Genomic DNA, 12,478 nt, shown 5'->3' with positions numbered 1-12,478 from the left:
GGGCGATGGCTCCACGTTACTACAAAGCGTGATCCCGATCACCCGCTTCACCGTGTGGGAAAAGGGCTCACTCCAGCTCGGACGGCGGCCGGAACGTCATCTCATGGACGACGACATCGGCCGGCAGGGTGAGCAGGGTCACCAGGGTGGTGGCGACGCTGGCCGGCTGCATGTAGTGGGGTTTGGCCTCGGCACGGAACGGGGTATCGACGCCGCCCGGGTAGAGGGTCGAGACCTTGATGCCGTGGGGCTGCGCCTCCTTCATCATCACCTGGCTCAGGCTGGCCAGGCCGCTCTTCATGGTGCTGTAGATCCCCATGGGGCTGGGGTGGCGCAGGGCGCAGGTGCTCACCACATTGATGAGATAGCCGCTGCCGCGCGGGATCATCTCGCGCAGCGCCTCACGCCCGAGCAGATAGGGGGCGCGTAGGTTGAGGGCATATTGCAGCTCGAACTCCTCCAGACTGGTCTCGGCGATGGGTGCCTTGCGGTGGTTGGCCCCGGCGTTGTTGACCAGCACGTCGATGTGACCGAGGGCGGTGCGGGACCGCTGGTAGAGATCCAGCGCCTGCTGCGGGTCGGTCAGATCGGCGGTGCTGCCGAGGCAGCCGGTGGCGGTCATCAGCGCGGCCAGCGCCGCCTCGTTCCTGCCGCTGGCATAGACGCGATAGCCGCGGCCGCACAGATCGTGCACCAACGCATGACCGATGCCGCTGGTGGCGCCGGTAACCAGTATGGTCTCGTACATCCTGTTCTCCTTGTGGGTTAACCCCAGGGCATGATGGGCACGGCGCTGACGGCGCTCTTGTAAGAGCCGTCGACCAGCTTGGTGCTGTAGGTGAGATAGACCAAGGCATTGCGCCTGGCGTCATAAAAACGCACGACCCGCTGCTCTTTGAACACCAGCGAGGTGCTCACGTCAAACACCTCTTCGCTCTCCTTGAGCTTGGCCGGCAGGGTGATGGGGCCCACCTGGTGGCACGACAGCGTGGCATGGGAAGGGTCCTCGGCCAGCCCCAGCCCGCCCTTGATGCCGCCGGTCTTGGGGCGGGCCAGGTAGCAGGTCACGCCCTTGATGCGGGGATCATCAAAGGCCTCGATGACGATCTTGTGGTTGGGGCCAAACAGCTTGAAGGCGGTGCTGACCTCACCGACCCGGTCGGCATCGGTTGCCTGGACGGCGCCGGCGCAGAGCAGGGTGGCAAGCAGGAGAGACTGACGCATGGATATCCTCGTCTAGTAGGGGATACGCAGCCGGCGATAGAGGCCGGCCAGCACCCAGAGGGGACCTATCAGCAGAAACTGCAGGTCGGTGAAGAAGGCGGGACGGCGTCCCTCCCAGCGGTGTCCGATGAATTGGGCCAGCCAGAGCAGGACGAACAGCGTCAGAGCCCATGGCCAGATAGGAGAAACGGCGGCCATCCCCTGCCACAGCCAGAGTCCGGCGGCGGTGAACAGGGCCATGCCGACGCACAGGCTGAAGGAGAGGCGCAGATAGAACAGCAATACCGGGATGGCGATGAGGGCCCCCCAGCCCGCCCCGACCGGTGCCGGCAGCGCCTGCAACAGGCCGATGACGCTCAGGTAGATGCCGGGTACCGCCACCTGGTGGATGGCGAGGTTGCCGGGGTGACGGTGACAGGTGGCGTAAGCGGCAAACCACGCATCGATGGATTTCATGGGCTCCTCCTTGAGCCGGCAATCAGGGTAGTGGCCACTCCCAGTAGTGGGCCGGCACCTTGCGCATGGCGTCGGTCAGGTCGGGATTGCCCAAGGTGAGGGTGGTGCGTCCGGCCAGATTGGCGCCGGCCAGCGCCTCACGCACCCTGGGGTGCTGGTTGAAGAAGCGCAGGAAGCTGCCGTCGGCATAGGCCCGCTCCAGACCGGTCTGCAATGCCTTGGCCAGCGCCTTCTGATCATGATTGACGAAGAAGAACTGGGCATAGGGATAGCGCAGCAGCAGGTGGCGCTCGATCACCAGATTGGGATACTGCTCGACCAGCTCGTGCTGCTCGCTGAAGGCCTCGACCAGGGAGCGCGGAAAGAAGTCGATGGCTTCGTGGCGATTGATGAGGCGAAACAGGTTGGCGGCCCGCCCGGCGTAGGTGGGGATGCCGGCCGCGTCGAGGATACGGCCATCACTCCAGCCGATCCCTTGACCTGCGCGAAATTTGCGCAGTTGCCCCAGCCCGGTGATCTGGGCGAATTTTTCCTGGTCATCCTGATGAATAAGGGCCACCCGCATCCCTTCCATGCCACGAAACAGCGGAATGGGAATGGCAGTGAGGCGGGACTCGAGCTCGCTCGAGGTGCCCATCCAGTAGAGGTTGAAGCGCTTGCCCTCTTCCAGCTCGCGACGCAGCGAGTCCTGGGTCAGGGTGGTGGGCACCAGCTCGATGGTGAAGGGGGTACCGGACTTTTCCAGCGCCAGTTTGAGCAGCGGCAGCTGGTACTCGTCGGCCAGCTGGTGTACGGGCAGCTGGGGGACTTTGATCTTGAGGGGCTGTGCCTGCGTCAGCAGGGGGAGCAACAGGCACAGCCAGCCGAGCCATTTCATCGGGCCACACTCCGAAAGGGGCAGGAATGGGCCGGATTCTAGCAGAAATGTCAGGCGACGCGGCGATAGACGTGGTTGTCGTTGAACTCCTTGGTGCTCTGGCACTCGACACAGAAGCGCGACTCGGGGCGAGCCTGCAGGCGCTTCTCGGCGATCTCGTCACCGCAGGATTCGCAGTAGCCGAAATCCCCTTCATCGATGCGCTTGAGGGCAGCCTTGAGCTTGCGCAGGTGCAGCTTGTCATGCTCGATGCGGTTCAGCTCGAGGCGGCGGGCCTCTTCGACACTGGCGCGATCGATCTCGTCGGCCATCTCGTTGGTGTCGGTAGCGATCGCCTGGCTGGCCTGGGAGTTCAGACGCTCCTCGATGTTGTCGATTTGCGCCTGGATTTGGCCTTTGTAAAAAGCCAGCTGGTCTTCAGTCATAACGTCACACATGTGATCTATTACCCGTGTATTCAAACCCGATTGTCAGTATGGATATGGGCGGTCTGTGACCAGACCGAGTCCCTGCAGTCTGACTTGCGTGTTGCTGCACGAAATCAGGGCGGGCCTTGTATCAGATCTTCGGCGGATAGCAAAGCGCTGTTTCTGCAAATTGTGCGCGGTATAGGGAAACAGCAGTGCTTTTTGACGCCTTTTGCTGGGAAACGGCACAGCTCGACGCAGGGGGCATAGGGGGGCAGGTGTTTAGTATTTTGCACCAAGTTGGTTAAATGAGGCCGGGTTCATTTATTTTTTTAAACGCCTGCCTTGACACCCAAATTGGGCGGTGGCTTAGATGGTAGGGCTCACATTCCGGTAACAAGGTGCCAGGATGGCACCCGATTGCCCAACCTGTCGGGGTTATATATGGATCGTATCAAGAGCTGGATGGACGCCAACCGCATCACTGAGGTGGAGTGTCTCATCCCGGATTTTACCGGCAATGCCCGCGGCAAGATTATCCCGGCCAGCAAGTTTCTGCGTGAAGGGGGGCTGCGGCTGCCCGAGGTCATCTTCATTCAGACCGTCACCGGCGATTATCCCGATGATGACAGCATGGTCGACCCGCTGGAGCGGGACATGCTGCTCTACCCAGACCCCAACACCATCCGCTTCGTGCCATGGGCGGCGGAGCCGACGGCTCAGGTGATCCACGACTGCTTCGACGCGACCGGCCAACTGGTGGACATTGCCCCGCGCTCGGTGCTGCGCCGGGTGCTGTCGTGCTACCAGCAGGAGGGGTGGAAGCCGGTGGTGGCCCCCGAGCTGGAGTTCTACCTCATCAAGCGCAATGAGGATGCCGACTACCCGCTGGAGCCGCCGATCGGCCGCAACGGCCGACCCGAGACGGCGCGCCAGTCGTTTAGCATCGATGCGGTGAACGAGTTCGACCCCATCTTCGAGGACATGTACGACTACTGCGAGGCTCAGGAGCTGGAGGTCGACACCCTGGTGCACGAGTCCGGCGCAGCCCAGATGGAGATCAACTTCCTGCACGGGGATGCCATCGATCTGGCCGACCAGGTGTTCCTGTTCAAGCGCACCATGCGCGAGGCAGCCCACAAGCACGGCATCTATGCCACCTTCATGGCCAAGCCGATGAGCCACGAACCGGGGTCGGCCATGCACATCCACCAGAGCCTGGAGGATGGGGACGGGATGAACCTGTTTGGCAGCGCCGATGGTGGCAACACCCAGATGTTCATGCACTTCATCGCCGGGTTGCAGAAGTACACCCCGGCGGTCACCGCCCTGCTGGCCCCCAACGTCAACTCCTACCGTCGCCTCACCTTTGGTGAGAGTGCCCCGCGTAACGTGCAGTGGGGTACCGAGAACCGCACCTGCGGTCTGCGCATTCCCTTCGCCGACACGGCGGCGCGCCGGGTCGAGAACCGTTTTGCCGGTGCCGATGCCAACCCCTATCTGGCCATCGCCGCCACCCTGGCGTGCGGCTATCTCGGCATCAAGGAGCAGCTCGAGCCACTGCCGGAGATGAAGAGCAGCGCCTATGACCTGCCCTACAGCCTGCCGCGCACCCTGGAGGAGGCCTTGACCCACCTCGAGCAGTGCGAGCCCATCAAGGAGATGCTAGGGGAGCGCTTCGTGCGCGCCTTCGTGGCGGTCAAACGCAAGGAGTACGAGACCTATTTCGGTGTCATCAGCTCGTGGGAACGTGAGTTTCTGCTGCTGAACGTGTGACAGGCGGGCCGCAAGGCCCGCTTCACTTAGGGAATGTGGGGCGACCGAAGCCCGCGCAAGGAGCGACAACATGGATCTTGATACCCGTGAGTGGCAGCGGCGCGATGCCAGCCACCATTTGCACCCCTTTACCGATCACCAGCAGCTGCGCGATAAGGGGGCTCGCATCATCACCCGTGGTGAGGGGGTCTATCTCATCGACTCGGAGGGGCGGCGCATCCTCGACGGCATGGCCGGCCTGTGGTGCGTCAACATGGGCTATGGCCGCGAGGAGCTGATCGCGGCGGCCGAACGGCAGATGCGCGAGCTGCCCTACTACAACCTCTTCTTCCAGACCGCCCACCCGCCGGCCATCGAGCTGGCCGGCCTGCTGGCCGAGGTGACTCCGCCGGGATTTAACCAGGTGTTTTTCACCGGTTCAGGTTCGGAGTGCAATGATACGGTATTACGTATGGTGCGCCATTACTGGGCCTGTCAGGGGAAGCCGGAGCGCCAGGTGATCATCAGCCGCCGCAACGCCTATCACGGCTCGACCGTGGCGGGGGCCAGTCTCGGCGGCATGCGGGGCATGCACGAGCAGGGCTCGCTGCCGATCCCGGGGATCGTCCACATCGACCAGCCCTACCACTTTGGCGAGGGGCAGGGGATGAGCCCGCACGAGTTCGGAGTGGCGCGGGCGCGCCAGCTCGAGCAGAAGCTCCTCGAGCTGGGGCCGGACAAGGTGGCGGCCTTCATCGGTGAGCCGATCCAGGGGGCCGGCGGGGTCATCATCCCGCCCGAGAGTTACTGGCCCGAGGTGCAGCGCATCTGCGATCACTACGGCATTTTGTTGATTGCCGATGAGGTGATCTGCGGCTTCGGTCGTACCGGGTCATGGTTTGGCTGCGACACCTTCGGCATTCGCCCCGATTTCATGTGTCTGGCCAAGGGGATCACCTCGGGATATGTGCCGCTGGGGGCCGTCATGGTGAGCGACCGGGTGGCGGGGGTGATCGAGCGTGGCGGCGAGTTCGCCCATGGCTTCACCTATTCAGGTCATCCGGTCTCTTGCGCCGTAGCGATCGCTAACATTCGCCTTATGCAAAAAGAGAGCATAGTTAAGCGAGTACATGATAGAATCGCGCCCTATCTCCAGCGTCGCTGGGCAGAGCTCTCCGCCCTGCCGATCGTCGGGGAAACCCGTGGCAAAGGCATGGTGGCCGCACTGGAGATAGTACAGGACAAACACAGCAAAACCCGCTTCCCGGCCACGGCCCATGCCGGTCTGACCTGTCGCGAGTTCTGTTTTGACAATGGCTTGGTGATGCGGGCGGTCGGCGATACGATGATCATATCGCCCCCGTTGGTGATCACCGAGACGGAGGTGGATAACCTGGTTGACCTGGCTAGACGGAGTCTGGAGCTGACCGCCGAACGGCTGCTCGTTTGACGCTCTAGATCGGTGACCTTATGCAACTGTAAGGAGACAAGGATAATGTCTTTTAACAAGGGTGTACTTGCCGTCTGCGTGGCGTCCGCCATGCTGGCTGGAAATGCGATGGCGGCCGACAAGGTGCTGCATGTCTACAACTGGTCCGACTATATTGCGCCGGATACCATCGAAAAGTTCGAGAAAGAGACCGGTATCAAGGTCGTCTACGACGTGTTCGACAGCAACGAAGTGCTGGAAGCCAAGTTGCTGGCCGGTAAGTCGGGCTATGACGTCGTGGTTCCCTCCAACCCCTTCCTGGCCAAGCAGATCAAGGCGGGCGTCTTCCAGAAGCTGGACAAGTCCAAGCTGCCGAACTGGAAGAACCTCGACACCGATCTGCTCAAGGCGCTGGAGCCGAGCGATCCGGGTAACCAGTACTCCTTCCCCTACATGTGGGGCACCATAGGTTACGCCTACAACGTCGATAAGGTGAAGGCGGCCCTGGGTGACCAGGCTCCGGTCGATTCCTGGGATCTGGTGTTCAAGCCGGAGAACATCGCCAAGCTCAAGGAGTGTGGTGTCTCCTTCCTCGACTCTCCGACCGAGATCCTGCCGTCTGCCCTGCACTACCTGGGTCTGCCGAACGACTCCCAGAAGCCGGCTGATCTGAAGAAGGCTGAGGAGCTGTTCCTCGCCATCCGCCCCTACGTGACCTATTTCCACTCCTCCAAGTACATCGGTGACCTGGCCAACGGCAACATCTGTGTGGCGGTCGGCTACTCCGGTGATTTGCAGCAGTCCAAGTCCCGTGCCGTCGAGGCGAAGAATGGGGTGAACATCGTCTACTCCATTCCGAAGGAGGGGGCGGGCAGCTTCTTTGACATGATCGCCATTCCGGCCGATGCCAAGAACGTTGACGAGGCCTATGCCTTCCTCAACTTCCTGATGAAGCCCGATATCATGGCCGAGATCACCAACGCCGTGCAGTTCCCGAACGGCAACAAGGCCGCCACCCCGCTGGTGGATGAGGCCATCCGCACCGATCCGGGCATCTACCCGACCCCGGATACCCTCAAGAAGATCTACACCTTCCCGGATCTGCCGGCCAAGGTGCAGCGGACCATGACCCGCAGCTGGACCAAGATCAAGTCTGGTAAGTAAGCCGTATCGCCCCCTCTCTCGGGAGGGGGCTCGCCGGAGCGTGATGGGGACCACCCAAGATACGAGGATGGATCTGTGAACAAGACTCTGTTGAGCATTGCTCTGGGGATGGCCATGGGCGCATCGTGCGCACAGGCCGCCCCTACCGTGCACATCTACAACTGGTCGGACTATATCGGTGAACAGACGCTGGCCCAGTTCCAGCAGGCCACCGGTATCCGGCCCGTGTATGACGTGTTTGACTCCAACGAGACTCTTGAGGGCAAGTTGTTGACCGGTAACACCGGTTATGACGTGGTCGTTCCCTCCAACAACTTCCTGGCCAAACAGATCAAGGCGGGGGCGTTCCAGAAGCTGGATCGCCGTCTGCTGCCGAACTGGAACCACCTCGATCCGCTGCTGATGCAGCAGTTGCAGGAGGCCGATCCGGGCAACCTGTATGCCGTGCCCTACCTATGGGGCACCAACGGCATCGGTTACAACATCGACAAGGTGAAGGCGGTGCTGGGGGTCGAGCGTATCGACTCGTGGCGTGTCCTGTTCGAGCCGGAAAACCTCAAGAAGCTGCATAGCTGCGGCGTGGCGTTTCTCGACTCGGCGGACGAGATGATCCCGGCCATGCTCAACTACCTTGGCAAGGACCCCAACAGTGGCGATCCGGCCGATATTCGGGCGGCGGAGGCGCGCTTCATGGTGCTGCGCCCCTATGTCACCTATTTCCACTCCTCCAAGTTCATCGGCGATCTGGCCAATGGCGACGTCTGCGTGGCGGCTGGTTTTTCCGGTGACGTGTTGCAGGCGGCTGCCAGGGCCGAGGAGGCGGGCAAGGGGATCGACATCGCGTATGTGATCCCGAAGGAGGGGGGCAACCTCTGGTTCGACATGATGGCCATCCCGGCCGGCGCGAAGAACGTCAACGAGGCCCACGCCTTCATCAACTACCTGCTCGACCCCAAGGTGATCGCCGAGGTGAGCGACTACGTTGGCTATGCCAACCCCAACCCGGCAGCGCGGGCCTTCATGAGCCCCGAGCTGACCAACAACGAGTCGGTTTACCCGCCTCAGGCAGTGCTGAACCGGCTGTATATCCAGAAGGAGCGTACGGCCCAGGTGCAGCGCCTGCTGACCCGTAGCTGGACCAAGATCAAGTCCGGCAAGTGAAGAAGCCGCGGGCGGCCCTCTGGGTTCGTCCAGATTGGATGCAACGGCACGGCCGCAAGGGGCGGTGTGCATTATTAGGAGTGTGGTAATGGCAATAGCCTCCAGTGCCTACAAGAAAGCCCTAGAAGGAAGCCAGCAGCGCAAAGAGGTGCTGGTCAAGATCGATCGGGTGAGTAAGCAGTTCGACGAGACTCTGGCGGTGGACAACGTCTCTTTGAATATCAACAAGGGCGAGATCTTTGCCCTGCTCGGCGGCTCCGGCTCCGGCAAGTCGACCCTGCTGCGCATGCTGGCCGGGTTCGAGCGCCCGACCGAGGGGCGTATCTTCCTCGACGGGGTGGATATTACCGACATGCCTCCCTACGAGCGGCCGATCAACATGATGTTCCAGTCTTACGCCCTGTTCCCGCACATGACGGTGGCTCAGAACATCGCCTTCGGCCTCAAGCAAGACAGTCTGCCCAAGGCCGAGATCGACGCCCGGGTCGAAGAGATGCTCAAACTGGTGCAGATGACCCAGTATGCCCGTCGCAAGCCGCACCAGCTCTCCGGTGGCCAGCGCCAGCGGGTGGCCCTGGCCCGTTCCCTGGCCAAGCGCCCCAAGCTGCTGCTGCTGGACGAGCCGATGGGGGCCCTCGATAAGAAGCTGCGCTCCCAGATGCAGCTCGAGCTGGTTGAGATCATCGAGCGGGTCGGGGTGACCTGCGTCATGGTGACCCACGATCAGGAAGAGGCCATGACCATGGCCGAGCGCATCGCCATCATGCACTTAGGCTGCATCGAACAGATCGGTAGCCCGATGGACATCTACGAGACCCCGGTCAGCCGTCTGGTGTGCGAGTTCATCGGCAACGTCAACCTGTTTGACGGCATGCTGGTGGAGGATGAGCAGGACCACGCCACCATCGCCTGCGCCGATCTGGAGCAGCCCATCTACGTGGGTCACGGCATCAGCTCGCGTGCCGAGAACAAGAAGGTGACCTATGCCCTGCGTCCTGAGAAGCTGCTGATGAGCCTGCAAAAGCCGGTGGAGATCGAGCACCCGGACTTCAACTGGACCAAGGGTGAGGTCTATGACATCGCCTACCTGGGCGGCCACTCTGTCTATTACATCCAACTGCCCTCGGGCAAGATTGTTCAGGCTTTCATCGCCAACGCCGAACGCCACGGCAAGCGGCCCACCTGGGATGATCAGGTGTTCCTGTACTGGGAAGATGACAGCGGCGTGGTACTGCAATCATGAAACGTCGGTTGAAGTTGGCAATCGGGCAGCGCTTCGTCATCGCCGTCCCCTTCTTCTGGCTGTTCCTGTTCTTCCTGCTGCCGTTCATCATGGTGCTGAAGATCAGCTTCGCCGAAGCGGACGTGGCGATCCCGCCCTACACGGATGTGGTGACCTGGGCTGACAGCCAGCTCACCATACTGCTCAATCTCGGCAACTACCTGCTGCTCGATGAGGATGAGCTCTATCTGGCGGCCTATCTCGGCTCGCTCAAGATGGCGTGCGTCAGCACCCTGCTCTGTCTGCTGATCGGCTACCCCATGGCCTATGCCATCTCCAAGGCCGACAAGCACATGCAGACCGTCTACCTGCTGCTCATCATGATGCCGACCTGGACCGCCATCCTGATCCGGGTCTATGCGTGGATGGGCATTCTCAGCAACAACGGCCTGCTCAACAGCCTGTTGATGGGGGTGGGTCTCATCGACCAGCCGTTGCAGATCCTCAACACCAACACGGCGGTGTATATCGGTATCGTTTACTCCTACCTGCCGTTCATGGTGTTGCCGCTTTACGCCAACCTGGCCAAGCACGATCAGAGCCTGCTTGAGGCGGCCTCGGATCTGGGGGCGCGCAACTTGACCCGTTTCTGGCAGATCACTGTGCCCCTCTCCAAGAACGGCATCATCGCCGGCTGCATGCTGGTGTTCATTCCGGTGGTTGGGGAGTTTGTGATCCCTGAGCTGCTCGGCGGCCCCGAGACCCTGATGATTGGCCGGGTGCTGTGGCAGGAGTTCTTCAACAACCGCGACTGGCCGGTGGCCTCGGCGCTGGCGGTGGTGATGCTGGTGGTTCTCCTCATCCCCATCATTCTGTTCAACCGTAACCAGGCCAAGGAACTGGAGGGCAAGGCATGAGACAGCACAACTTCTCGCGCATCATGTTGTGGCTCGGGCTTGGCTTTATCTACCTGCCCATGGTCATCATGGTGATCTACTCCTTCAACGCCTCCAAGCTGGTGACGGTGTGGGGCGGCTGGTCGGTGAAGTGGTACTTCAGCCTGCTCGATAACAGCCAGCTCATCAACGCTGTGCTGCGTTCGCTGGAGATCGCCCTCTACACGGCGATCGCCGCGGTGGCGCTCGGTACCCTGGCGGCTTTCGTGCTGACCCGCATCCCGCACTTTCGCGGCCGAACCCTGTTCGGCGGCATGGTGACGGCGCCACTGGTCATGCCCGAGGTGATCACCGGTCTGTCGCTGTTGCTGCTGTTCGTGGCCATGGCCCAGCTGGTGGGGTGGCCTGCCGAACGCGGCATGCTGACCATCTGGATCGCCCACACCACCTTCTGTACCGCCTATGTGGCGATCGTGGTGTCGGCGCGCCTGCGCGAGCTGGATCTCTCCATCGAGGAGGCCGCCATGGACTTGGGTGCGCGCCCGTGGAAGGTGTTCTTTCTCATCACCATCCCGATGATCGCCCCCTCGCTGGCTGCGGGCGGCATGATGGCGTTTGCCCTCTCCCTCGATGATCTGGTGCTGGCCAGCTTCGTGGCGGGCCCTGGCTCCACCACGCTGCCGATGGAGATCTTCTCGGCGGTGCGCCTCGGGGTGAAACCCGAGATCAACGCCGTGGCTAGTCTGATCCTGCTGTCGGTCTCCCTGTTCACCTTCGTGGCATGGTACTCCATGGCTAAGGCTGAGCGGCGGCGCAAGAGCGAGATCGCCCAGATGCAGCAGATGCAGGCGGTGGTCGACGCCCAGTGATGATAAAATCCGCATTCTCTCGTCAATCAGGAGGATGAGAATGCGGATTTCCCTCTTTGCCGGTTCAACGCGTGAACTGGCTCCCCAGCTCCTCTCTGCCATCGATAAGCAACCCGCCTCTCAACCCCTCTGGTGCGGCCTCTTTGGGCTGCAGGGGGACGAACAGGCCGAACGGCGCCACCATGGTGGGCCGGAGCGGGCGTTGCACCACTACCCAGCCGATCATTACCCCTTCTGGCGCAGCTGGCAGCGCAGCCTGGGACTGGCGGACCCCGTCACCCCATGGCAGCCGGCGGCGTTTGGCGAGAATCTGTCGACCCTGGGCATGAGTGAGGGGCAGGTGCATATCGGCGATGTGTTCCGCCTTGGCGAGGCGCTGGTGCAAGTGAGTCAGCCGCGCTCCCCCTGCTTCAAGCTCAATGCCTGCTTCGGTTATCCCGGTTTCGCCGTGCTGCTACAGGCCAGCGGCCGCTGTGGCTGGCTGCTGCGGGTGCTGGAGGAGGGGTGGGTGGCGCCGGATGCCGAGCTGACCCTGATCGATCGCGCCCACAACCTGAGCGTGCGGCGCTGCGCCGACATCCTGTTCAATCAGGAGCGGGTCGAGGCCGATCTGCGCCTGCTGGCGGAGCTGCCGGTTCTCTCTCCCAACTGGCGGCAGCATGCTCGTGACTGGCTGGAGCGGGGCGAACCGGGTGACTGGCGCCGCCGTCTGCTCGGGCCGGAAGGCATTCCTGCCTGAAAAACCAGCGTTGTGACGGCGGGATGAGCAAATGGCGGCTTTTTACTAAAAAAAGTGAAAAAAGCCTTGTCATGTTACGGGGGTTTAGGTAAATTCTCGCCCCGTCGACATCGGTGTGTAGCGCAGCTTGGTAGCGCACTTCGTTCGGGACGAAGGGGTCGGAGGTTCGAATCCTCTCACACCGACCAAATCGGAAAAGGCCGCTCAATGAGCGGCCTTTTTGTATTGTGCGCTTGCCAGGATTCTCGGCGGTGCTAGCCTGCCTCTGCCTCTGCCTCT

At 61.9% G+C, this 12,478-nt stretch carries 13 protein-coding genes and 1 tRNA gene; 9 read left to right on the top strand and 5 right to left on the bottom strand.

Going from position 1 to position 12,478, the window contains the following annotated elements:
* Positions 1-67: 67 nt before the first annotated feature.
* The 5 genes from BN1134_RS12570 to BN1134_RS12550 are packed head-to-tail and all read right to left on the bottom strand — an operon-like array spanning position 68 to position 2,994.
* Entirely contained in the window at positions 68-748 is a 681-nt protein-coding gene (locus BN1134_RS12570) for an SDR family oxidoreductase (protein ID WP_042047613.1), read from the bottom strand.
* Between the two features lie 17 nt (positions 749-765).
* Positions 766-1,224, bottom strand: coding sequence for a CreA family protein (locus tag BN1134_RS12565; protein ID WP_042047612.1), 459 nt, complete (start codon positions 1,222-1,224; stop codon positions 766-768).
* Positions 1,225-1,236: 12 nt separating this feature from the next.
* Complete coding sequence (locus BN1134_RS12560; protein ID WP_042047610.1) at positions 1,237-1,680, bottom strand: Mpo1 family 2-hydroxy fatty acid dioxygenase; 444 nt, start codon at positions 1,678-1,680, stop codon at positions 1,237-1,239.
* 22 nt (positions 1,681-1,702) lie between these two features.
* On the bottom strand, positions 1,703-2,557 hold the full coding sequence (locus BN1134_RS12555) for a hypothetical protein (RefSeq protein WP_042047607.1): 855 nt from the start codon (positions 2,555-2,557) through the stop codon (positions 1,703-1,705).
* A 50-nt stretch (positions 2,558-2,607) separates the two neighbouring features.
* Positions 2,608-2,994, bottom strand: coding sequence for a TraR/DksA family transcriptional regulator (locus BN1134_RS12550; RefSeq protein WP_042047606.1), 387 nt, complete (start codon positions 2,992-2,994; stop codon positions 2,608-2,610).
* A 414-nt stretch (positions 2,995-3,408) separates the two neighbouring features.
* On the opposite strand from BN1134_RS12550, the gene BN1134_RS12545 reads away from it, so the two are divergent.
* The 9 genes from BN1134_RS12545 (at position 3,409) to BN1134_RS12505 (ending at position 12,387) form a co-directional block, all read left to right on the top strand.
* Positions 3,409-4,740: a glutamine synthetase family protein gene (locus BN1134_RS12545; protein WP_042047604.1), complete on the top strand. Its 1,332-nt coding sequence runs from the start codon at positions 3,409-3,411 to the stop codon at positions 4,738-4,740.
* Positions 4,741-4,810: 70 nt separating this feature from the next.
* Complete coding sequence (locus BN1134_RS12540; protein WP_042047602.1) at positions 4,811-6,169, top strand: aspartate aminotransferase family protein; 1,359 nt, start codon at positions 4,811-4,813, stop codon at positions 6,167-6,169.
* Between the two features lie 45 nt (positions 6,170-6,214).
* Positions 6,215-7,312: an extracellular solute-binding protein gene (locus BN1134_RS12535; protein WP_042047600.1), complete on the top strand. Its 1,098-nt coding sequence runs from the start codon at positions 6,215-6,217 to the stop codon at positions 7,310-7,312.
* A 108-nt stretch (positions 7,313-7,420) separates the two neighbouring features.
* Positions 7,421-8,473 carry a polyamine ABC transporter substrate-binding protein gene (locus BN1134_RS12530; protein WP_042047724.1) on the top strand — a complete coding sequence of 351 codons (1,053 nt, stop codon included), beginning with the start codon at positions 7,421-7,423 and terminating at the stop codon, positions 8,471-8,473.
* An 88-nt stretch (positions 8,474-8,561) separates the two neighbouring features.
* A complete protein-coding gene (potA, locus tag BN1134_RS12525) occupies positions 8,562-9,716 on the top strand; it encodes a polyamine ABC transporter ATP-binding protein (RefSeq protein ID WP_042047599.1) in 1,155 nt (384 codons plus the stop codon).
* The gene (locus BN1134_RS12520) at positions 9,713-10,612 is read left to right on the top strand and encodes an ABC transporter permease subunit (RefSeq protein WP_042047598.1); all 900 of its coding nucleotides are present in this window, start codon (positions 9,713-9,715) and stop codon (positions 10,610-10,612) included. The genes potA and BN1134_RS12520 overlap by 4 nt, the downstream gene beginning before the upstream one ends.
* Positions 10,609-11,460 carry an ABC transporter permease subunit gene (locus tag BN1134_RS12515; RefSeq protein ID WP_042047597.1) on the top strand — a complete coding sequence of 284 codons (852 nt, stop codon included), beginning with the start codon at positions 10,609-10,611 and terminating at the stop codon, positions 11,458-11,460. The genes BN1134_RS12520 and BN1134_RS12515 overlap by 4 nt, the downstream gene beginning before the upstream one ends.
* Positions 11,461-11,500: 40 nt before the next feature.
* Positions 11,501-12,199: an MOSC domain-containing protein gene (locus BN1134_RS12510; protein ID WP_042047596.1), complete on the top strand. Its 699-nt coding sequence runs from the start codon at positions 11,501-11,503 to the stop codon at positions 12,197-12,199.
* 111 nt (positions 12,200-12,310) lie between these two features.
* Positions 12,311-12,387, top strand: a tRNA-Pro gene (locus BN1134_RS12505).
* The last annotated feature ends 91 nt before the right edge of the window (positions 12,388-12,478 follow it).

Origin of the sequence: Aeromonas simiae, from assembly GCF_000820125.1 — a bacterium.
GTDB lineage: Bacteria > Pseudomonadota > Gammaproteobacteria > Enterobacterales > Aeromonadaceae > Aeromonas > Aeromonas simiae.
The sequence above is the reverse complement of the archived record's forward strand: the minus strand, read 5'-3'. Positions and strand labels throughout refer to the sequence as shown.